Below are 22,271 nucleotides of genomic sequence, written 5' to 3'. Positions count from 1 at the left end.
TCCTCGATTTCCTGAATCCTTTGCCATGCGTTTCATTCGACCTCGTGCTTCACCGTCTCCCACCAGGACAGGAAAATTTGATAGAATTGTTGCGCGCGCTGATCGGAGGCCTCGCGCAATTCCGAGCCGAAGCGGTGAATGGCGTTCTGTCCCGGCAGGCGGGTGAGCGAGCCGACGCGCAGAAAATTGCTTTGCTTCTTGAAACCCTGGTCGATGAGATAGGTGATTTCATCACCCTCGACCAGACAGACGCGCACTTCGTAGGTGGCCTCGACACAAAGCAGAAAAATCTCGAACCGCCGGTCACCCACCCAAAAAGTTTCCGCGGCGGTCAAATTCCCCGGTTGATAGCCCATGAAACGATCAACCACCTCCGAGAGGTCGCGCGGATTTTTACGCATCCACTCCGCCAGCGCTTTGTAGATGGGCGTAAAACTGCGGTAGTCACCCCCGAAATCTTGCAGGTTCTTTAATACCACTTTGGCGGAGGCTGCGCCACTGCCGTTGCCGGTGCCGCGTCCCGAAATTCCGCGGCCCGGCAATCCCAAACCTGCATCATCTCCACCGGCACCCAAACCCTGACCCAACCCGGTTTCGCCAGCGCCGCCACTGCCGACACGGATGCCCTCGGCCGCGGCGTTTCTGCCACCGAACCCCCGACTGCGGCCCTGACCGGGCAGGGCGGTTTCCAAATCACTGCCGCCGAGGTCAAGACCGCCGCTGCCCAGTTCCGTATCCCAGGAGGCAGCGAGATCCGTGCGGCCCACGGCCGGTGTGCCGGTCACCGTCCCACGTCCCGCACCTGCAAGTTTGGGCTCTGCAAGAATCGGCTGACCCATGCCGAGGTCACCCAGCTCGGCAGCCAAATCGATGCGCTGCGGCATGCCCATCGCGCCACCAGCCGGCTCTGGCAGCACACGCCCCACGCGCACCGCGGGTGAGCTCGAGCCTCCGCCGCCCGGCCCGCCGGTTTCAGCGGCAACCGCAATCTTTTCCGGCTGCAGCTTGACTGGCTGCGTCAGCTCGGGATAAAGTTGAATGCGCACCACCCGCGCCGGTTCATCCTCAGGAAAGAAGTAAGTGTAGCCCCGCAGGGCCACCAGCATCGTGCCATGCAGGACACTGGCGAGTACAAGTCCCCACGTCACATGACGGCGGTAGTTTTGTTTGAGCTCGGGTGCGCCGTATTCAAACAACGGAATGACACCAGGGTCCAACATGACCTGTCCTGAGATTATCAACCCGCCTGAGAAGCCATGCTCAGGCTGATATGCTCGTTTGGGGTTGGAGTTCGAGTTGCGGCATGCAAAACCGAAGCGTTGCACACCGGCTCAAAAACAAACCGGAATGGGTATGCTTGCGGCACTTCCTGCCGCACTCAGCCAACCTGGACTGCCAGGCTGCGATGGGGATCGCGACTCAGCGATGCAAAATCACTTCGATTGCATCCGCCGGTTCCGCGCTTGCTTCCAGCTTGCGCTTGACCTCGATTTTCACCGTGCGTTGCAGTTTGCGCACATAGAGCCGGCGCTGCGGTGATTTGCCCGGGGCACCATTGTTTTCCTCCCAGGTGAGATAGTAATGGTAGTATCCCGGCGTCACCACTCTGCCGTCCTTCTTCTGCCAGTTCCAAACCATTTGATTGGGCAAACGGCCGTGGCCGGCGAGGCTCCAAACCGGCTCGCCCGCGGCCGTTTCAACCACCAGTTCCCAGCGTCTCGGCGGCGCATGGAAATTTGCGCTGATGATTTGAAACACGGCCGCAGAGGGCGAAAGCGTGACGCGTTCCTCCTGAGGGAGAAGGGCGCTGCGGCCGAGACGGCGGTGAAAACGCAAACTGTCCTGCACACTGGCGAAGCGCGGCAGCCCCACCTGCAATTCACCCCGAGCGGATTTGCCGAGGTAATTCTTCAATGCCAGGGCACGCGACATGGTTTGCGGATTGGCAACGATGGTTGCCGCCGTCGCCGGCGTTTGCAGCAAACTGCGCGAGAGCTGGCCCAGCGTCTGCCGGTAAAAAGTCGAATAACTGCCGGCGAGCTGCGCCGCAGTGTCGGCAAAGGCAACCGTGTTCACGGGCATCACCGCGGGCAGGGCCTGCAGCGTGGTGTCGAGCGTGCCGAGATCATACACTGAGAGCGCGGCCAGCGCATGCGTGGGCACATCGGGTGCAATGACGCGCTCCAGGCGCTGCGCCACAATCTGCATCTCCTCGGCCTCGGCCCTGACCAGGGCGCGTGCCGTGGTCAGGATATGATCCGGAGAGGCGGTGAAGGGATAATCGAACTGCGGTGCCGGCTCGATCCTGGGCAGCCGCAAGACGCGGTCGAATTCCAGCACAAATGCAAACTCATGCGAGCCGGTGGTGTTGCCGGCCAGCTCGTTGCCGGGATAATCGAAGGTGTAGTTCAAACTCAGCGGGCCATAGAGGCGGCTGCGGGCCTCGAGCTGCCAGCCGTGCTGATCGCGACTGAAACGCGCGAAGCCCAGCTCCGGCCGGCTCCATTCCACGAAACCGCCGGTGTGTGCGGCGCCGCGTGCGCGCGTGTTAATCAGGGCAGTCTGCACATTGCCAAGATGCAGCGCCAGCGCCAGGTGGTTCTCCGCCTGCAGGCGCAGGGCAGGCTGCCCCAGAGCCAGGTTGGGCTGGTTGAGATGATCGCGACTGAAGGCGAACGAGACAAACGACAGCGGCCGGAAGGTCAAACCCACGCCGAGATCGAGCGCGCTTTTGCTCCTGCCGCGGGCAAACACCGGATCGTTGGCATCCAGCAGAACAAATTCACTTTGATCATAACTGCGGGTGAGCACGCCTGCTTTCAGGCCCACCGCCAGCAGCGGCGACAGCCGCCGGCTCACCGCCGCGCTGAAATAGGTTTGATTGTAAAGCGGCAGCGACAGGTTTTGCGCATGCGCCGCAAAGGCCAGCTCCTGCGGCAGCCAGCGCGGCAGCACCAGCGAAATGTAGTTCAACCGGAAGCGGGCAGCCGCGCCCTCGATGAAGCCGAGATGATAGAAACGCATGCCCGCCTGCAGCATGCTGCGCTGATAGCTGATGGCCGCGGGATTGCTCAAACTGGCGTGACCGCTCCACAGATCGAGCGGCCGGGGCGCGAGCAGATTCTGCGCCGGCGCAGTGGCCGCCAGCAGCGCCACCACCAGCAGGGCCGAAGTTTTTCGTTGAAGCATCATGGGTCGATTTATTGCATTCACCCGCTCTTTGCGGAGCCTCCGGAATTGCGACAGACCATCCCTCGCAGGGGCATGCCCACGAATCCCGGGCAGAGCCCGGCGCTGTTCCCCGGTTTTGCCGGGATTCCTGCAGGGTGACACCGCCGCCGCAGGTGCGCTTGAAGCTGGCAGCAATGCCGAATGACAGTCCGACGGCAAGCCGGGCGCCTACCGCGCCAGCACGACGTAGCCCGACGCCACTTTCCGGCCGCGCTCCGTGAGCAAATAAAGATACGGGCCGGGGTATTGCTGCTCACCGCTCTCATTGGCACCGTTCCAGCGGCATGTGCTGCCGCCACTCACCCTGAAGGAACGCAGCAACTCGCCGCGCAGGCCGAAGATGCGCAATTCCAGCTCCGCCCCGGCAAAATCGCGCAGGTCAAAGATGACTTCATCATTGTAGCCGTCGGCGTTGGGCGTGAAGGGATTGGGCGCCACTGCCAGCGCGCCGGCCTCCACCATCACCTCCAGCCGCAGCACGTTGTTCGCCTCGTTGATCTCGGGGATGCGATTGTCGATATCGATGCGCGCGTCCAGCGTGTGCCGGCCGACTTCATCGAAAGAGACAGTGCGGGTGAAGCGGAATGTGCCGCCGCGCTGCAGCCCGCTGAGCGTGGTGTCGGCGAACAGGGTATTATCGCGAAACAGCGCCGCGCGAAACGTCTCCGTCACCGGCGCAAGCGAATCTCCGAAGACGGCGGTAACCGTCACGCTCTGATTGCGCTTGATCGTGGCGGGATCGTGGTTCAGGGTGCGCACGTGCAGATCGGGCAGGCGCTTGATTACGTCGATCGACACCGTAAGGCTCGCGGTCAACGGTCCGGCCGGCGTTTGCTCGGTGGCAGCAAAAATCGCGCGGTAGGAGCCGGCGCTGCCAAAGGGCGGCCGCCAGGTGAAAATACCGCGGCCACTTCCCTGTTCGGTGAAGAGGCTGCCCGGCGGCAAACTCGTCGCCGAGAGCGTCACGGCTGCCCCTTCCGGATCGCGCGCGCTGACCGTGAAGGTGAGCAGCTCCTCTTCAAAAACCACGAAGGCGGCGAGCGAGTCGAATACCGGCGCATCATTCACCGGCGTGACCAGCACAATGACGGCGAGCGTATCAGCGAAAAAGCCGTCGGAGGCAATAAGGGTGAAAGAAGTGTTGCCGTCGCCCTCGCGCGGTGTACCGCGCACAGTGTCACCCCGGGCGGACAGCCAGCGCGGCAGGTTCAAAAAGCGAAACGCGGGTTGCGAACCATCGGGATCGCTGGCGGTGGCCACATAGAGCGCTTCGACGTCCTCGATGGCGCGCAGCGTATCCGGCGAGGTGATCACCGGCGCGCTCGCAGAGCCGCAGCCGCGCAAAGACACACTCACCAGCGGCTGAACCGGATCGGACGTGCGAATCCGCAGGCTGTCGCGGAAGGGCCCCAGCCGGTCCGGCCGAAAGGCGAGGGAGACTCTCACCGCGGCGTTGGGCGGCAGACGCAACCCGCTCAAATTGGTCAACGCCAGAAAGTAATTTGTCGTCGTGGCGGCACCCAAAATCTCCAGGGGATAGTTGCCGCGATTTTCGAGAATCAACTCCCGAATCGCCGTGGCGCCCGGCGGCACGCAGCCGAAATCGATTTCCGTTTGCGAGAGGTGAAGCAGCGGACGCACGCCGCGGCCCTGCAGCACAATCGCACAACTTTCGGAGGCGTTGAGGTAATCATTCAATTTGAGCAACAGCAGGGCAGTGTAGGGCAGCGTGTCACGGGGCGCGAACTCGAGACGAATGGGCACGATTTCACCGGCCGGCAGCGAGCCGCGCGCCGGCAGCAGGCGAAAATGCTCGCTGTCGCTGAGCGTGGTGGTGAACAGAAAATCGAGCGAGGTCGGATTTGCCAGAAAATAGGTTGCCAGCCCGCTGCCCCCCACCGGCACGGCACCGAAATCAATGGTGGTGACCGGTGTGCCCAGCGAATCCACCAAACCACAGGGCGTGGCGCGCTGGCCGCCGTTGCGATAGATGACGAGCTGATTATCGAGATAATTCGAAACCACGAAGTCATTGTCACCGTCGCGATCGCAATCGAAATAGGCGAGGGCCTTCGCGCTGTGCACGGAATCGAGCCCGGCCACCGCCGCGGGATTGAGCGGCGCATTGTCGGCATTGCGCAGCCAGGCCACGCCGTCGTCCCAAAAGCGGGTGAAAATCAGATCGAGATCACGATCGGGCTGATAGGGCGAAGCCGGCGTGCTTTCATCGAGCGAGTCGACATCGCAGAGGATGAAGGATTGCATCCGGCCGGTGAGCGGCAGGTTCTGCACAACGGCAAACGTGCTGCTGCCGGCCTCCCATCTGAACACCGTGACGGCCGAACTGCCCGCGGCCGGTGCGCCGGAGGGTTTGCCGAGAAACGGCAGATCCGAGGTCAGTACGACCAGTTCACGACGGCCATCGCCCACCTTGTTCGCCGTGCGACCGGCAATGTCGCCAGTCTGCAAATCCACCGGCGTGAGCGTGAGCGCCACGGTGCCGGCCGTGGAGAAAACGCCACTCGCATCGTTGCGGAAAATAGTGAGGGAGCGGCTGCCACTGTTGGCCACCGCGAGATCGAGGTCATGATCACCATCGAAATCCCAGGCGGTGATTTTGTTGGGTGTCGCACCCACCGCCAGCCGCTGGGATTCGCTGAAGAAGCCCAGGCTGTCGTTGCGCAGCAGGGCCAGCCGGTCGCTGCCCGGCAGGGTCAGGGCGAGATCGAGATCACCATCGCCGTCAAAGTCCTGGGCAATGAGATCGCCGGGATGTTCGCCGGTGTCGAACACGCGCGGTGTGCTGAAGCCGAAAGCGCCATCGCCGATGAACACCTGCACGGTGTTGCTGTTGAAATTGGCCACCGCGAGATCCAGCCGGCCGTCACTGTTGAAATCGGCAGCCGCGGCACTCGCAGGCGTGTTGTGCGTCGCCAGTGTGCCAATCACCGCCACCAGCGCCGCGCCGGCCGTCTTTTGAAAGACATTCTGCAGCAGGGTGAGGTGATTGGAGCCGCGGTGCACCACCGCCAAATCGATAAAGCCGTCATTGTCGAAATCCGCGGGCAGAATTTGCGTCGGTTCCTGACTGCGGCCGGCGCCGAGGTCGATCACGGCGGGCACAAAGCGCGCCGAGCCCAGGGGGGTGGCCACGCGAAAGCGCCACAGCAGCGGTTGGGTCAGCGTGCTGCCGCTGCGGCCGCGCAGCGGCCGGCGCAGCACCACCGTCACTTCCTCACCCTCGATGAAGCTTTGAAACGGCGTGAAGGCCAACTGGTTGGCGAAGGCATCGTAGCTGAGCGTGCCGGCATACTCGCCGCGAAAACTGCCCCACACCCGCAGCGGCCGCGGGGGCAGCGCCGTCTCGTCGAGCGCCTGGTCAAACGTCACTCGCACGCTGGTGTTGGAACCGGCGTGCAGGTCGTCCGCGGACGGCGATACCGCGAGCACGCGCAGTTGCGCCGTGGCCACGGCAGTGAAACTCAACAGCAGCAGGAGCGCTGCGCCCGCCCGGACCGGCAGCGTGCCCGGCCGCGGGCGCCGGGACGGGAACAGACAAATCCCGCGGCTGGCCAAACTTGGACGTGAATCGGATCTTCTCATTCCATGCTTCCCTGCAACTGTTGCAACCGGGCCTTCAACCGTTCGGCTTCGGCGTTGCGGCCCAGCGCCTGTTCGGCAATCAGCAGGTTTTTGACCGCCTCCACATCCGCAGGTCGGTTGAGCAGCAGGCGCGTGTACCATTTGGCCATCGCGGTAAAATCGCCGAGCTGCCAGGCGCAATCGCCGAGATAGCGCAGCACCTCGGTGTTGTCAGGCTGCAGGCGGGCGGCCTCTTCAAACTGGAGGGCGGCGTTGCGGTGGTCGCCGCGGCGGTAGTAATGGCCGCCGAGCGCAATAAAATCCTCCGCACTCATAGTGAGCAGCAGCAGCCGCTTGAGCGCGGCTTCGGCCGCGAAGTTGAGCGAATCGCTGTTGGCAGCAGCCGCCATGCGCTCGAGTGCGTGCGCGGTCGCGCGCAGGGCGGACACGTCATCGCGAAAGCGCCGGAGGATTTCCCCGCTGCGGGCGAGGGTTTCGGCATAGCGCCCGCTGTCAAAATACAGGCGCAACAGGGCATGGCGGGAATCCAAATCCTCGGGATTGAGCCGGCAGGCCTGCTCGAAGGCGGCACACGCTTCTTCGCGCTGCCGGTTCGCCAGCAAGGCGGCACCCAACAGCGGATAAGCCGCATGGCGTTCGGGCAAAATCACCACGGCCTGGCGCAACGCCGCCACCGCCTCGGGGATTTGCATCACCGCCAGCGCGCGCACCCCCTCGTTGTAATTCTCGCGCCAGTATTTTTCCCTGAGATCGGCGGCAGCCTCGCGCCAGCGGCGATCCTGTTGTTCCACCAGCGCCAGCGAGGCCGCCATCTCGTCAAATTTCTTCTGGCGGCCTTGCAACTCGGCAAGCCAGAAGCGTGCCCGCGCATCATCGGGGTGAGCCTCAAGATGGCGCAGCAGCACGCTCTCCGATTTCCCGGGCTGGCCGCTGCGCTCAAAAAACGCGGCTTGCTCGAGCAATTGATTCTGACAGGCGGTGGTGAAGAGGGCGAGCGCACACACCAGGGTGGCCAGGGTTTTGATCCCTGGTGAGGCAGGCTGTTCGATGTTGAGACGGTTTCGGATCATTACCAAAGCGCAATCAAGACAAGGCCTGACGGTACGAACCGGCATTCGCTCCAAATCGCGGCATTTGTTTTCCGCGGGATTTGGAGAGATTCGTGAATGAAATGTAACACTTGCCCTGATCCTGCCAGCCGAAGCGTGCGGGATCGCGGCGGGGAAAGGCAAATACCATACCGATAGTCACATCCTTTCGACAACCGGCACAGCCCGGAACAGTTGTGAGACATTTTGAACAATGATTGTCTTGACTCGCGCATTATTTTTTATTATTCTTGCGCCGCCGGATAAAAGGCGTGATGACTTGCCAGTACGCGCGAAATTGTTCCCTCCCTCTCTGGATTGCAATCATGATTCACTTACGCGAAGATCAGCGCGCGCATGTAAAGGACATTTTGTAACCGTTTGCAAAACGGCGGGTTCGCCTCGGGACGAAGGCCGTCTGCGAGGCGGGACTCGCGTTCTCCGAATCAGGGAAAAAAGATGCGCAAAAGTGACAAGCGTTTTGCCAAGGCTGAGCGATTGTGGGAAAACGGGGAATTTGAGAAGGCAATGGCCGTTTATCAAACCATCCTGACCGACGACCACATTCCCATCATGGCGCGCGCCATTGTGTGCGAATACCTCGGCAGGCTTTACATCGGCGTGGGCGAGCTTGCCACCGCGGAAAAATATCTCGCGGCCGCTGTTGCAATGAATCCGGAGGGCGTCGAACACCACGTCCAGCTTGCCAACTGCCTGTGCCTGGCCGGCCGGCAGGAAGAGGCGTGGCAGATGATTCAAAAACTTTATCAGCGCTTCCCGGATCACCCCGCCGCCATTCACTACATGGGCAAAATGCTCGACGAGCGCGGCGAACACGAGCGCGGCTTCGCTTTGATGAAAAAGGCGATCAAGCTTGACCCCACCAACGAGCGCTTTCTGGCGGACCTGTCCTTTGCCTACATGATGCACGGCAACGCCGGCGCCGCCATGGTCTGCAGCGAAGAAGCCCTGGCCCTCAAGCCCGACGATGAAGTCGTGCAATTCATCCACCAAGTTGCCCACGAATTCGAGAAACAGGAATACGCGAAACGCGGCCGGACGCCCTCCGCTGCCCGCCAGCAAACTGCCCGGCTGCGCCGGCCGAAACGCAAAGCGTCACACCTTGAATAAATCGGCACGGTTGCGCCTGCCCATCACAACGCGGAAAGATGCCTCGGTTCCACGAACGCCGCGCCACCCACCCCTCGGTTGCGGTTTGCCCTCCCGCCCACGGTTCTTCCCGTTTCTATACCCGGCGATATTGACGCATGCCCGGCGCAAAACCTCCCCTTTGCCAAAGGCCCGCGGCAAAAAGATGCTGCCCCCCACGGCACACCTGACCCCGCGGCTCCGGCGTGCGTGCCGCCGCGGCAATTCCCCACTGATGCAACGAAGCCAATTAAGACTCTGCAACAAGACAATTCCGGCTTGCTTTTCAGCACAAATGGGCTAAACTAACAGGGTGACCGCACAGCCGTGGCCGGGAAAGGACATTGCATTTGTTTAATGGTACAACGTTAAGTTGGCACCTCCACCCCGCAATGTCATTCTGTAAGAATTTTCTTGCGTGCTTGGGATAATGTCAGAATAAACATCAATCCCGGTACTCGGGAAGATTGCCACGAAAATGCCGTCGCGCAGGCTTCCAGCCTGCTGCAGACAAGAGGTCTGCGCTACATTTTCATTCCGATGGGTGTCCATACGGGCTTGGCAAATTCCTCCGCAATGACGGTTTTGGGTTGCGGAGCGGATATTAGAACTTAGCGTTGTAGTACTAAGCAGCATGGCAGCGCAGGCTCCTCCCCTGATCCCGGCTGGGAAGGTTGCGCGACACGGTGTTAGCCCGATCACAACCAGGATGGCCCCATGGCAAACCGGACGAAATTGCTGGTGGCCGACGACGAGCGTGTCGTCCGGCACGTCTGCCAGTTGACTCTGGAACGCAGTGACTGCGAGGTGCTGACCGCCGAAAACGGCCTGCTCGCGCTGGAGCTGCTGCGCACCCACCCCGGTGTGGAAATCGTGCTCACCGACCTCAAAATGCCGGCGATGGACGGCATGGAGCTGCTCAAAACCATCAAACGCGATTTCCCCCACCTCGAAGTGATCATCATGACCGGTTACGCCACCATCGAAGTGGCGGTGGCCGCGCTGAAACTGGGCGCCTTCGACTTTCTGCTCAAACCGCTCAAGGCCGATCAAATCCGGCTGGCGGTCGCCAAATGCCGCGAGAAAATCCAGCTCAGCCAGGAAAATCTGCTGCTCAAACGCGCCAACGAAAAACTGCGCGAACTGCAGGTGATGAAGGACAAGTTCATTGCCATCGCCTCGCATGAGCTGCGCACGCCGGTCAGCCATCTCAAAGGCTATCTCGCCATTCTCAACGAAGCCCGGCCAAACGAGCTGAGCGAAGCGGAACGCGCGGAATGCATGCAAATCCTGCAGACTGCGGTGGCGGATGTCGAGCAGATCGTCACCGACATGACCAATCTCCTCTACCTCGAACACAAGATCTGGCAGCTTCGCCGCGAGCGCGTGGACCTGGCCGCGGTCATCACGCAGGTGGTGCAGGAATTCCGGCTGCCGGCGCGCGCACGCGGCCTGAACTTGAACTGGCAGACCACCGGCAGAAATTGCAGCCTCACCGCCGACCGTCTCAAGATCAAACTCATGCTGGCCGAGCTGGTGCAAAACGCCATCAAGTTCACACCCGACGGCGGCACGATCGACATTGCGCTGACGCACGACCATGAGTTTTGGGTGATCACGGTGCAGGACAACGGCGTGGGCATTCCCGCCGAGGAGCTGGGAAAGATCTTCGAAAAATTCTACGAAGTGCAAAACTCCGATCTGCACAGCTCGAGCGCCACGGGTTTTTTGGGCGGCGGCCTGGGGATTGGACTGCCGCTGGCGCGCGCCATCGCCGAAGCACACGGCGGCGGCATTAAAGTGTCGAGCGTGCCGCATCAGGGCTCCACCTTTCAAGTCCTGCTGCCCATGACGACCAGCGCAACACCCGCGCGGCCGGCGGAGCCCGGCTTTGCTGACTTTGTGCAAAGTCATCCAGCCATGTCCGTGCAAGACTCGTGAGGGAACGCTTGGCCAGACGCAAAAACAACCACCAGCCTGCTGCAACCAGCGGCGCCACCGTCGGCTACGAAGCCGAACTCTGGAAAATGGCCGACGCGCTGCGCGGCAGCATGGATGCGGCCGAGTACAAGCACGTCGTCCTCGGCCTCATCTTCCTCAAGTACATCTCGGACGCCTTCGAGGAGCAGCACCGCAAGCTCGAGGCCGAACGCGCCGAAGGCGCCGACCCCGAGGACCCCGATGAGTACCGCGCGCACAACATCTTCTGGGTGCCGCCCGAGGCGCGCTGGGCGCACCTCAAGGCGCAGGCCCGCCAGCCCACCATCGGCCAGCTCGTGGACGATGCCATGGCTGGCATCGAACGCGACAACCCGGCGTTGAAGGGCGTGCTGCCCAAGGACTACGCCCGCCCCGCCCTCGACAAGCAGCGGCTCGGCCAGCTCATTGATCTGATCTCAAATCTCGATTTTCGATCAGATCAACGCTCACCCCGGCTTGACAGCCACCCCTCTCCCACTGGGAGAGGGGCTGGGGGTGAGGGTAGACACGCCCACGATTTGCTGGGGCGTGTCTATGAGTACTTCCTCTCACAGTTCGCGAGCGCCGAGGGCAAGAAGGGCGGCGAGTTCTACACCCCCCGCTGTGTGGTCAAGCTCCTGGTCGAGATGCTCGAGCCTTACCACGGCCGGGTGTACGACCCCTGCTGCGGCTCGTCGGGCATGTTCGTGCAGTCGGTGGAGTTCATCCGCGCGCATGCCAGCGGCAACGGCAATGGCGGCAAGACTCCCAAGGGCTCGAAGCCCGACATTTCAATCTACGGCCAGGAGTCGAACTACACCACCTGGCGGCTCGCCAAGATGAACCTCGCCATCCGCGGCATCGACGGCCAGATCGCCCACGGCGACACCTTTTACAACGACCGCTTCCCGGACCTCAAGGCCGACTTCATCCTCGCCAATCCCCCGTTCAACGTCTCCGACTGGGGCGGCGAGCGCCTGCGCGACGACAAGCGCTGGAAGTACGGCATGCCGCCGGCCGGCAACGCGAACTTCGCCTGGGTGCAGCACATCGTGCACCACCTCGCGCCCGCGGGCGTGGCCGGCTTCGTGCTCGCCAACGGCTCGATGTCGTCGAACCAGTCCGGCGAGGGCGAGATCCGCAAGAACCTGATCGAGGCCGACTTGGTGGACTGCATGGTCGCGCTGCCGGGTCAGCTCTTCTACTCGACGCAGATCCCGGCGTGCCTCTGGTTCCTCGCGCGCGACCGCAAGAACGGCAAGTTCCGCGACCGCCGCGGCCAGGTGCTCTTCATCGACGCCCGCAAGCTCGGCCGCATGGTGGACCGCACCCACCGGGAACTCACCGACGAGGACATTGCCCGCATCGCCAACACTTACCACGCCTGGCGCGGCGAGAAGGACGCGGGCGAATACGCCGATGTGCCCGGCTTCTGCAAGAGCGCGACGCTCGACGAGATCCGCAAGCACGGCCATGTGCTCACCCCCGGCCGCTACGTGGGCCCCGAGGCCAAGGAGGACGACGGCGAGCCGTTCGAGGAGAAGATGAAGCGGCTCACCGCGACGCTGCGCGCGCAGCAGGCCGAGGCCGCGAAGCTCGATGCCGCCATCGCGAAAAACCTGAAGGAGCTGGGCTTCTTATGAAATCATCGTTTACTACAGAGGAAGGCTGCCTTCATAGTAAACGCACCGTTGAACATGGAGATTTTTTGAGGCCATGATAAACGCAGGCAAGAACCAAGCGCAGCGTGCAGGCGTTTACGTGCGCCAGCCGCAGGGCTACCGCGCGTTTATCCCGAAGCCGTTACCCCCCAATCCACCGGTTCAGGTAAGCGGCTCCTTGCAGGCGCTGCTTTCCCAAGCCGACTATGCCCTGGGCCGGCTTGACGGCGCCATACTAACCCTGCCCAATCCTGATCTCTTCGTGTTCATGTATGTGCGCAAAGAGGCTGTGCTCTCCAGTCAGATCGAGGGCACGCAAAGCTCATTGCAAAACCTGCTGGCAGCGGAAGCGAGACTGTTTGACCCCGATACACCCGGCGATGTGGGCGAGGTCATCAACTACGTGCGTGCGCTGAACTACGGCTTGGAGCGGCTGGCCACGCTGCCGGTCTCCGTGCGTCTCATCAAGGAAATCCACGCCGAGCTGATGCGTGGCGTTCGCGGTGGGCAACTCACCCCAGGCGAACTGCGAACCAGCCAGAATTGGATCGGTCCTGCAGGATGCACGCTTTCCGAAGCGACTTTTGTCCCGCCTCCGCCCCAGGAGGTACCCCAGGCGCTGGCTGACCTGGAGCGGTTCCTCCACACTCAAGACGACATGCCGGCACTGATCCGCGTCGGACTGGCACACGCCCAGTTCGAAACCATCCACCCGTTTCTGGATGGCAACGGTCGCATTGGGCGGCTGCTGATCACGTTCCTGCTGGTCGAAAAAGGGCTTTTGCGGAAACCCGTGCTCTATTTGTCCCACTACTTCAAGCGGTACCGCGCCGAGTACTACGATCGCCTGCAAGCCGTGCGCGATGCCGGGGATTGGGAAGGCTGGCTCGAATTTTTCCTGCGCGGCGTTGCCGAAGTGAGCGAAGAAGCAAGTCAAACCGCCGCAAAGATCCTGCGCCTGCGCGAAGAGTATCGCGCCAAAATCACCGATCGGCTTGGCCGCGCCGCCGCCAATGGGCATCGGGTGATGGATCGGCTCTTCGACCACCCCATCGTAACGGTGGCCACGGTGCGCGAATGGCTCGGCATCACCCCGGCCGGCGCCAACCAGATCGTGTCCCGGCTGGTAGGCATTGGCCTTCTCCAAGAGATCACCGGCTACGCCCGCAACCGGCGGTTTCGCTTTGAACCGTATCTTCGCTTGTTTGAAGACTCCGAGGAGAAGCAGCCATGATGCCCGGAACCTGCCGCAAATCCTGCCATGTGCAATCCGCCGAGGCGGCGAAGCTGGATGCCGCCATCGCAAAGAATGTGGAGGAGTTAGGGTATGCCTAAGAGAAAGGGAGATCACGAGCGCCCATCGAACAACGAGATCCGGCGCATCATGCTTCAATACTTCTATGACCGCAACAAGAATGCGACCAGCGCTCGTGGCAAGAAGGGCTCAGCCGTCAAGATTAGTGACGTGAAGAGGGAGCTAAAGGCTTCGCATGGCCTGACTCAACAGGAAATTCAAAGCAATCTCACCTACCTCATCAGCCAAGGCTGGGTAGAAGAGGACACCGTCGAGAAATCCTTCACCGCCCCCGGCGGCACTGTTATTCCCTCGGCTACCAACTACTACAGGATCACGGCCGCCGGTATAGACAAGATCGAAGGACCAGGCGAGTTCACCATGCCCAAGTTCCACGGTATCAAGATCGAAGCGACCGGCCAGAACATCATCACACTCGGCGACGGTAATCAGATTAACGCACAATTCAGCGATCTAGGTAGCGCACTTGCGGATCTGCGTAATGAGATCGTTCGATCGGCAGCTAATGAGGCAGACAAGCTCGCTCTCGTGGCCGACATCGACACAATCCAATCTCAATTGGCGAAGCCGACGCCAAACAAAGGCATTATTGCGGCTGCGTGGAAAACGGTGCAGGCTGCCGCCACCATCGACGGCTGCGTCGGTTTTGTCGACAAGGTTGCTGGGCTCATAAAAGGGCTCCTGTCATGAGCCGCTTCAAGTCAACGCCATTCAAGCGAGGAGCCCATTTCATCGGGCCTAGAGCGACCATTGCTGCCAACCTGAAGGAGCTGGGGTATGGCGGATGAGTGGCGGGAGACGGTGCTTGGCCAACTAATGTCTTTCGCGAATGGTCGCTCAAGCCCTGAGCGCGCAGATGGATTGCCTTATCCTGTCTATGGCTCCAACGGAGTAATTGGACATGCAGCCGAAGCCAATGCTGACGAAGGCTCAATCATCATTGGGCGAGTGGGTAGTTACTGCGGTTCGCTTTTCTTCAGCAAGCAACGCTGCTGGGTGACAGATAACGCGATTCGCGCCACTGCTCTGGGCAACAACGATGCAAGATTCCTTTTCTATCTGCTAAGCACGCTCGACCTTAATAACTGGAGAGCTGGTTCGGGGCAGCCGCTGCTGAATCAGGATATCCTCAGCCGTATTCCTGCTTCGGTTCCGGAACCTGCCGAGCAACTCGCCATCGCCCACATCCTCGGCACGCTGGACGACAAGATCGAACTGAACCGGCGGATGAGCGAGACGCTGGAGGCCATGGCGCGGACGCTCTTCAAGTCGTGGTTCGTGGACTTCGACCCCGTCCGCGCCAAAATGGACGGGCGCTGGCGCAAGGGCCAGACGCTCCCCGGCCTGCCCGCCCACCTCTACGAGCTCTTCCCCGCCCGCCTCGTCCCCTCCGAACTCGGCGAGATTCCGGAGGGGTGGGTGACAGGGACTCTAGGCGATGTCGCCGAGCACCCTCGACGTAGCGTGCGGCCAAGCCAGATCAATCCCGAGATGCCGTACATCGCACTTGAGCACATGCCGAAACGATGTATTGCGCTTTCGGATTGGGCTACCGGCGATGGACTCGAGAGCAACAAGTTCGAGTTCAAGCGGGGCGAGATCTTGTTCGGGAAGCTCCGGCCCTACTTCCACAAGGTCGGCGTCGCGCCGGTCGATGGCGTCTGCTCGACCGACATTGTCGTTGTGGCTCCGAAAGACAGCCGCTGGTTCGGGTTCGTCCTCGGTCATGTGTCGAGCAGGGAGTTCGTCGAGTATGCAAACGCTGGCTCGACTGGCACAAAAATGCCGCGCACCAGCTGGGCTGAAATGGCTCGCTACGAGTTCGCGCTTCCACCTGCACCCGTGGCCAAGGCTTTCACCAATGTCGTGCGGCCGTCGGTTGACCGGATCATCGCCAGCATTCACGAATCCCGCACTCTCGCCGCCCTGCGCGACGCGCTGCTCCCCAAGCTCATCTCCGGCGAGCTGCGGGTGAAGGATGCAGAACGGTTTTTGAAGAAGAGGGGGTTATGACGGGAAAAATCATTCCAAAGCATGGTGGATACAGGAACTTGCGCAGCTTCCAAACTGCGCAACAGGTGTATGATGCCACAGTTATCTTTTGCAACCGCTTCATCGACAAACGCTCCCGCACGCACGATCAGATGGTGCAAGCTGCGAGAAGCGGAGTGCAGAACATTGCCGAAGGAAGCATGGCATCGGCAACTTCCAAGAAAATGGAACTAAAACTTACAGGTGTTGCAAGAGCGAGCCTTGAAGAGCTGCTGCTTGACTACCAGGACTTCTTGCGGCAGCGGGGGTTGCGGTTGTGGCACAAGGATTCACCAGAAGCATTGAAAGTCAGAAAACGTTACTCGTCGGACAAGTCCGACTTGTCAGGCACGACGGACCCTTATGGCATTTCCACCGCTGAACCCGAGGTTGCTGCGAACACCATCATTTGCCTGATCAATCAAGCAAGTTATCTTTTGGGCAGGCAACTTAAGTCGTTAGAGGAGCAATTTTTGAAGGAGGGTGGTTTTACAGAACGGCTGTACAACCACCGGCAGAAACAGAGAGGTCTCCAGTGAGTGTCTCGGAATCCGTTGTCGAGCAAGCGGCCCTCGCCTGGCTGGAAGCCATCGGCTGGCGGGTCGCGCATGGCCCAGACATATCGCCTGCTGGCGATACCCTCACCCTGCCCCTCTCCCTGCGAGAAAGGGAAAGTTACGGCGAGGTAGTCCTGGCGCAGCGGCTGCGCGATGCGCTGGCGCGACTCAATCCCGCCCTACCCGGCGAGGCGCTGGAGGACGCGTTCCGCAAGCTCACCCGCCCCGAAGGGGCCGATCTCCTTCAGCGCAACCGTGCGTTTCATCGCTTGCTAACAAACGGTGTGACGGTGGAATACCGCACGGCCGACGGCGCCATTCGTGGCGCACAGGCGCGGGCGATCGACTTTGACGATATAGACAACAACGACTGGCTGGCGGTAAACCAGTTTGCCGTGGTAGAGAACAAGCACAGTCGCCGGCCGGACATCGTCTTGTTCGTCAACGGCCTGCCGCTGGCGGTGGTCGAGCTCAAGAACGCGGCGGACGAAGAGGCGACCATCTGGACCGCTTACCAACAGTTGCAGACTTACCAGGCCGAGATCCCTTCGCTGTTCGCGCCGAACGCGGTGCTGGTCATCTCTGACGGTGTCGAGGCGCGCCTCGGAACACTCACGGCCGGGCGGGAGTGGTTCAAGCCCTGGCGCACGATCTCCGGCGCGCATGTCGAGGACGTTGGCTCGTCGCAACTCGGGGTGTTGCTGAAGGGAGTGTTCGAGAAACGACGCTTCCTCGACCTGGTGCGCGATTTCATCGTCTTCGAGGACGACGGGAGCGGGCGCCTGGTCAAGAAGATGGCCGGCTACCACCAGTTCCACGCGGTGCAGGTGGCGGTGGCCGAGACGCTGCGAGCGGCGGAGCTCGCTCGTGCTGAACGAGTAACCGAGTGGGGCGCAGGTTACGAGGCCGGCCGCAAGCCGGGTGGCAAACCGGGCGACCGACGTATCGGCGTCGTCTGGCACACGCAAGGCTCAGGCAAGAGCCTGACTATGGCGTTTTACGCCGGCCGGATCATCCGCGAGCCGGCGATGGAGAACCCGACCATCGTTGTCCTCACCGACCGCAACGACCTCGACGATCAGCTTTTTGGTACGTTCTCGCGCTGCCAGGACCTGCTGCGCCAGCCACCGGTGCAGGCGGAAAGCCGCGCACACCTGCGCCAACTACTTTCCGTTCAGGCCGGTGGCGTGGTCTTCACCACGATCCAAAAGTTCTTCCCAGAGGAGAAGGGCGACCGGCATCCGACCCTTTCCGAACGGCGCAACATCGTGGTCATCGCCGACGAGGCGCACCGCAGCCAGTACGACTTCATCGACGGCTTCGCGCGGCACATGCGCGACGCGCTGCCGAACGCTTCGTTCATCGGCTTCACGGGCACACCGATTGAGAAGACGGACGCCAACACCCGCGCGGTCTTCGGCGACTACATCAGCGTCTACGACATCCAGCGCGCGGTCGAGGACGGCGCAACGGTGCCGATCTACTACGAAAGCCGGCTGGCCAGGCTCGCGCTGGACGAGGCCGAGCGGCCGAAGATCGACCCGGACTTCGAGGAGGCCACCGAGGGCGAGGAGGTCGAGAGGAAGGAAAAGCTCAAGACCAAGTGGGCGCAGCTCGAGGTCGTGGTGGGCGCGGAGAAGCGGCTCGAACTGGTGGCGCGCGACATCGTCGAGCACTTCGAGCAGCGGCTGGAGGCGCTGGACGGCAAGGCCATGATCGTGTGCATGAGCCGCCGCATCTGCATCGAGCTCTACCGCGAGATCGTCCGCCTGCGCCCGCACTGGCACGACGACGATGACGGCCGCGGTGCGATCAAGGTGGTGATGACCGGCTCGGCCTCCGATCCCTTGGACTGGCAGCCGCACATCCGCAACAAGCCGCGGCGCGAGGCGCTCGCCAACCGTTTCCGCGATCCGAATGATCCGTTCAAGGTCGTCATCGTGCGGGATATGTGGCTTACCGGCTTCAATGCGCCCAGCCTGCACACGATGTACATGGACAAGCCGATGCGCGCCCACGGGCTGATGCAAGCCATCGCGCGCGTGAACCGCGTATTCAGAGACAAACCCGGCGGCCTGGTCGTGGACTACTTAGGGCTTGCCCACGAACTGAAAGCGGCATTGGCGACCTACACCGAGAGCGGCGGCACGGGCCGCACGGCGCTCGACCAGGACCAGGCGGTCGCCCTGATGCTGGAAAAGTACGAGGTCTGCTGCGGCCTCTTCCACGGCTTCGACCGAGCGAAGTGGACGAGCGGGACGCCGCAGGAGCGGCTCGGCCTGCTCCCCGCTGCGCAGGAGCACATCCTGCGCCAGGAGAACGGCAAGGACCGGTGCGTGCGCGCCGTGCGGGAGCTGTCCCTGGCGTTCGCGCTGGCGGTGCCGCACGAAGAGGCGCTGCGCATCCGCGACGACGTGGCCTTCTTCCAGGCCGTGCAGGCGGTGCTCGCCAAGCGCGCGCCCGGCGAAGCGCGCCCGGAAGAGGAGCTGGATCACGCGGTCCGGCAGATCATCTCGCGTGCCGTGGCCCCTGAGGGCGTCGTGGACATCTTCGCGGCCGCCGGCCTCCAGAAGCCCGACATCTCGATCCTCTCGGAGGAGTTCCTGGCCGAGGTGCGGGAGATGCCCCAGCGCAACCTGGCGGTGGAGTTGCTCCAAAAGCTGCTCAAGGGCGAAATCGCGATCCGCCGGCGCAAGAACGTGGTCCAGGCTCGCTCGTTCGCCGAGATGCTGGAGCAGACGATCCGCCGCTACCAGAACCGGGCGATCGAGGCGGCCCAGGTGATCGAGGAACTCATCGCCCTGGCCCGCGACATGGGGGAGGCCAACGCCCGCGGCGAGAAGCTGAATCTGAGCGAGGAAGAGCTCGCGTTCTACGATGCGCTGGAGACCAACGACAGCGCGGTCAAGGTGCTGGGTGACGAGACGCTCCGAACGATCGCGCGCGAGCTGGTCGCCACCGTCCGCAACAACGTCACGATCGACTGGACCCTGCGCGAGAACGTGCGAGCGCAACTGCGCGTGCTGGTCAAGCGCATCCTGCGCAAGTATGGCTACCCGCCGGACAAGCAGGAAAAGGCCACGCTGACGGTGTTGGAACAGGCTGAAGCACTCTCGACGGAATGGGCGCTGGCGGCATAAGAAACATATGCCCGCAGCCCGCCGGTGAGAGAGGACACTGCGTTTTCGCCGGTCCGCAACTGCCTCTGTGATTTTTGCCGAATCTCATTCACCCCGGGGGAAATGCCGCCAGCTTTGGGCTGGCCGCCTCTGCCCGGGAAAAACTACCTCGCCTCCACGATCACTGTCGCGCCCTGGCCGCCGCCGACGCAGGCGGAGGCCAGACCATATTTCTGCCGGCGCCGGCGCAGCTCATGGATCAGGGTGAGCGTCAAGCGCGTGCCGCTGGCTGCGAGCGGATGGCCAATCGCAATCGCACCGCCGTTGACGTTGGTGATGGCGCGCTGCAGTCCCAATTCCTTTTCGACGGCCAGGTATTGCGGCGCGAAGGCTTCGTTGATTTCCACCAAGTGCATCTCCTGCAGCTCGAGACCGGCGCGTTGCAAAGCCTGACGGCTGGCCGGCACGGGGCCGATGCCCATCAGGCTGGGCTCCACCCCGGCGAAGCCCCAGCTCACCAGCCGTCCGAGAGGCGACAAGCCGCGTTTGGCGGCGGTCGCGGCGGTGGTCATGACCATGGCCGCCGCACCATCGACGATGCCGCTGGCATTGCCCGCGGTGATCGTGCCGTCTTTTTTGAAATAGGGTGCGAGTTTCGACAAAACCTCGAGCGTGGTGTCGGGCCGGGGATGTTCATCGCGTTGGAAGAGGGTGACACTGCCTTTTTTGCCGGGCAATTCCACCGGCACGATTTCCTCCTGGAACAAGCCGCGCTCCCACGCCGCGGCAGTGCGCTGCTGGCTTTGCAGGGCGAACTCATCACATGCCTGGCGGCTGATGCCATACTTGTCGGCGAGATTTTCCGCAGTCTGGGCCATGGTGAGGCCGCATTGCGCGTCCAGCAGCGATTCCCACAAATAATCCTCCAGCTTGCCGGCATTCAAGCGCAGACCCCAGCGTGCGCCGCGAATGATGTGCGGGGCCTGACTCATGCTCTCCGTGCCGCCCACCAGCACCATTTCCGCTTCGCCAAGCTGCAACAGACGTGCAGCCTGCACGATGGCTTCGAAGCCCGAGCCGCACAGCCGGTTCACGGTGAGTGCCGGGGTTTCAATGCGGCAACCGGCCTGCAAAGCGATATGGCGCGCGAGATAAATCGCGTCCTGGGAGGTTTGCATGACGTTGCCGAAAATCACATGCCCGATCTCGGCGGCGCTGATGCCGGCGCGGGCAATCGCGGACTTGGCGGCAATCACGCCCAACTGGGTGGCGGTCAGGTCTTTGAGTGCACCGCCAAATGCGCCAAATGGCGTGCGCACCCCGCTGAGAAAAACCACTTCCGGAAGGTTCATCGTCTGCCTCGTGTGATGGTGTATGGGTGATCTTTTTTGATGGCAATGCCCCGCGCTTTCTGTCCCCGCGACGCGATCCGCAACCTGATCTGCAACGGCTCGGCCGTTGCTTCAAATATGCCGGATTTTTCCCGAGGCTGGCTGTTTTGAACAGCCCAGCTCAGCCGGGGTGGATACGTTTTCGGACGGGCACATCCTACCTGAATTTTGCACCCAGATTGATCGCCTCCGCGAAAAACCGCCCCAGCTCATGGGAAATTCCACAGGCCACTCCCGACGGAGTTTGAAGACACGCAAGCTTCCGATGTCTACAAACAGTTCACTCCTGACGGAGTTTTGTAAACACACCATCTCTCCCAGGCAACAGCAAGCCAGCAGGCAAAATTCAGGTGCTGCCTTTTAGCAGACTTTTCAGACTCGGTGCCTGAAGGCACGACTCCAAAAGTTCATTTTCCTGCTGCAAACTGCCGCGTGCGGCAGGGCAATTACCCCGCGGTTCTTTTCACTCCAACCATGCCGCGCGTGGCCGGCAAAATAACAAAAAAGAGTCTTGCCGCCAAGCGAAAGATTGTACCCCGGTAATGCCTCAGCTATATGTGGGGAGATGGCGCAGACATTTTGTCTGCAGGCAGGGAGGCCTGCATTGCTCCACAAGTTACCGGGGGATCACTTCGAATGCTGAGCCGCCCTGACTGCGAAATTCGCCTGCTTGCCGAAGGCGTTATGTTTGTTCCTCCCGCGCAAATGCATTCCCACGAAATGGCTTTTCCCGTGGCAGTGCCGCTATCGTGGGAGAATTTTTGTGTTTGATCCTGACCCTGCTGGTGGAATCACTGCTGTGCTGTAACCTGAATTTTGCACCACAGTTGATCCCCTACGCGGGAAACGCCGCTTTGATCGTGACGCCCAACCACCGAAGGGGTGGCGCATAAAAATTTGAAGGCAAACTTGTGCTCAACTCCGTCAGGAGTGTCTATGAACAGTTCACTCCTGACGGAGTTTGATGAACACGCCATTTATTCCAGGGAACAGCAAGCCAGCAGGCAAAATTCAGGTGTAAACAGAGCGTTCCGGGCGGAACTGCCGGTTGTCCTCCCTCTCATCTCGAGGCAGCACCAGAAAACAGCTCCCTTCCTTAATTGTCACTCCGGGCAGCGGCTGCAGCCAGCTGCTTTGCTGGTAGATATACCATCGCATTACCGCCCG

At 61.7% G+C, this 22,271-nt stretch carries 12 protein-coding genes and 1 pseudogene; 8 read left to right on the top strand and 5 right to left on the bottom strand.

Features of this window, described 5'->3' with window-relative positions:
* Nucleotides 1-32: 32 nt before the first annotated feature.
* From ONB52_09810 to ONB52_09795, 4 genes are all read right to left on the bottom strand, one after another.
* On the bottom strand, nucleotides 33-1,220 hold the full coding sequence (locus ONB52_09810) for a hypothetical protein (protein ID MDZ7416436.1): 1,188 nt from the start codon (nucleotides 1,218-1,220) through the stop codon (nucleotides 33-35).
* Nucleotides 1,221-1,419: 199 nt separating this feature from the next.
* Complete coding sequence (locus ONB52_09805; protein MDZ7416435.1) at nucleotides 1,420-3,192, bottom strand: type IX secretion system membrane protein PorP/SprF; 1,773 nt, start codon at nucleotides 3,190-3,192, stop codon at nucleotides 1,420-1,422.
* A 207-nt stretch (nucleotides 3,193-3,399) separates the two neighbouring features.
* Nucleotides 3,400-6,834 (bottom strand): FG-GAP-like repeat-containing protein, encoded by a 3,435-nt coding sequence (locus tag ONB52_09800; protein MDZ7416434.1) that lies wholly within the window; start codon nucleotides 6,832-6,834, stop codon nucleotides 3,400-3,402.
* Nucleotides 6,831-7,904 (bottom strand): tetratricopeptide repeat protein, encoded by a 1,074-nt coding sequence (locus ONB52_09795; protein MDZ7416433.1) that lies wholly within the window; start codon nucleotides 7,902-7,904, stop codon nucleotides 6,831-6,833. Before ONB52_09795 ends, ONB52_09800 begins: the two co-directional genes overlap by 4 nt.
* A gap of 477 nt (nucleotides 7,905-8,381) precedes the next feature.
* Between ONB52_09795 and ONB52_09790 the strand changes: the two genes are divergently transcribed.
* The 8 genes from ONB52_09790 (at nucleotide 8,382) to ONB52_09755 (ending at nucleotide 19,734) form a co-directional block, all read left to right on the top strand.
* On the top strand, nucleotides 8,382-9,053 hold the full coding sequence (locus ONB52_09790; GenBank protein MDZ7416432.1) for a tetratricopeptide repeat protein: 672 nt from the start codon (nucleotides 8,382-8,384) through the stop codon (nucleotides 9,051-9,053).
* A 735-nt stretch (nucleotides 9,054-9,788) separates the two neighbouring features.
* Nucleotides 9,789-11,012: a HAMP domain-containing histidine kinase gene (locus tag ONB52_09785; GenBank protein ID MDZ7416431.1), complete on the top strand. Its 1,224-nt coding sequence runs from the start codon at nucleotides 9,789-9,791 to the stop codon at nucleotides 11,010-11,012.
* Nucleotides 11,013-11,020: 8 nt separating this feature from the next.
* On the top strand, nucleotides 11,021-12,673 hold the full coding sequence (locus ONB52_09780) for a type I restriction-modification system subunit M (GenBank protein MDZ7416430.1): 1,653 nt from the start codon (nucleotides 11,021-11,023) through the stop codon (nucleotides 12,671-12,673).
* 73 nt (nucleotides 12,674-12,746) lie between these two features.
* Entirely contained in the window at nucleotides 12,747-13,925 is a 1,179-nt protein-coding gene (locus tag ONB52_09775) for a Fic family protein (protein ID MDZ7416429.1), read from the top strand.
* Nucleotides 13,926-14,018: 93 nt separating this feature from the next.
* A complete protein-coding gene (locus ONB52_09770; GenBank protein MDZ7416428.1) occupies nucleotides 14,019-14,696 on the top strand; it encodes a hypothetical protein in 678 nt (225 codons plus the stop codon).
* 87 nt (nucleotides 14,697-14,783) lie between these two features.
* Nucleotides 14,784-16,019: a restriction endonuclease subunit S gene (locus ONB52_09765; GenBank protein ID MDZ7416427.1), complete on the top strand. Its 1,236-nt coding sequence runs from the start codon at nucleotides 14,784-14,786 to the stop codon at nucleotides 16,017-16,019.
* The gene (locus ONB52_09760; GenBank protein ID MDZ7416426.1) at nucleotides 16,016-16,576 is read left to right on the top strand and encodes a four helix bundle suffix domain-containing protein; all 561 of its coding nucleotides are present in this window, start codon (nucleotides 16,016-16,018) and stop codon (nucleotides 16,574-16,576) included. Before ONB52_09765 ends, ONB52_09760 begins: the two co-directional genes overlap by 4 nt.
* Nucleotides 16,573-19,734 carry a type I restriction endonuclease subunit R gene (locus tag ONB52_09755; GenBank protein ID MDZ7416425.1) on the top strand — a complete coding sequence of 1,054 codons (3,162 nt, stop codon included), beginning with the start codon at nucleotides 16,573-16,575 and terminating at the stop codon, nucleotides 19,732-19,734. The genes ONB52_09760 and ONB52_09755 overlap by 4 nt, the downstream gene beginning before the upstream one ends.
* 143 nt (nucleotides 19,735-19,877) lie before the next feature.
* On the opposite strand, the pseudogene ONB52_09750 reads toward ONB52_09755, so the two are convergent.
* Nucleotides 19,878-21,107: pseudogene (locus ONB52_09750) on the bottom strand (acetyl-CoA C-acetyltransferase).
* Nucleotides 21,108-22,271: the final 1,164 nt, after the last annotated feature.

It is taken from the genome of candidate division KSB1 bacterium (assembly GCA_034506255.1).
Taxonomy (GTDB): domain Bacteria; phylum Zhuqueibacterota; class Zhuqueibacteria; order Zhuqueibacterales; family Zhuqueibacteraceae; genus Coneutiohabitans; species Coneutiohabitans thermophilus.
This window is presented reverse-complemented; position numbering and strand designations above follow the sequence as displayed.

Coding starts and splice junctions, on each gene's coding strand:
- ONB52_09810 (MDZ7416436.1), bottom strand. CDS start 1,220: ATGTTGGACCCTGGTGTCATTCCGTTGTTTGAATACGGCGCACCCGAG.
- ONB52_09805 (MDZ7416435.1), bottom strand. CDS start 3,192: ATGATGCTTCAACGAAAAACTTCGGCCCTGCTGGTGGTGGCGCTGCTG.
- ONB52_09800 (MDZ7416434.1), bottom strand. CDS start 6,834: ATGAGAAGATCCGATTCACGTCCAAGTTTGGCCAGCCGCGGGATTTGT.
- ONB52_09795 (MDZ7416433.1), bottom strand. CDS start 7,904: ATGATCCGAAACCGTCTCAACATCGAACAGCCTGCCTCACCAGGGATC.
- ONB52_09790 (MDZ7416432.1), top strand. CDS start 8,382: ATGCGCAAAAGTGACAAGCGTTTTGCCAAGGCTGAGCGATTGTGGGAA.
- ONB52_09785 (MDZ7416431.1), top strand. CDS start 9,789: ATGGCAAACCGGACGAAATTGCTGGTGGCCGACGACGAGCGTGTCGTC.
- ONB52_09775 (MDZ7416429.1), top strand. CDS start 12,747: ATGATAAACGCAGGCAAGAACCAAGCGCAGCGTGCAGGCGTTTACGTG.
- ONB52_09770 (MDZ7416428.1), top strand. CDS start 14,019: ATGCCTAAGAGAAAGGGAGATCACGAGCGCCCATCGAACAACGAGATC.
- ONB52_09765 (MDZ7416427.1), top strand. CDS start 14,784: ATGGCGGATGAGTGGCGGGAGACGGTGCTTGGCCAACTAATGTCTTTC.
- ONB52_09760 (MDZ7416426.1), top strand. CDS start 16,016: ATGACGGGAAAAATCATTCCAAAGCATGGTGGATACAGGAACTTGCGC.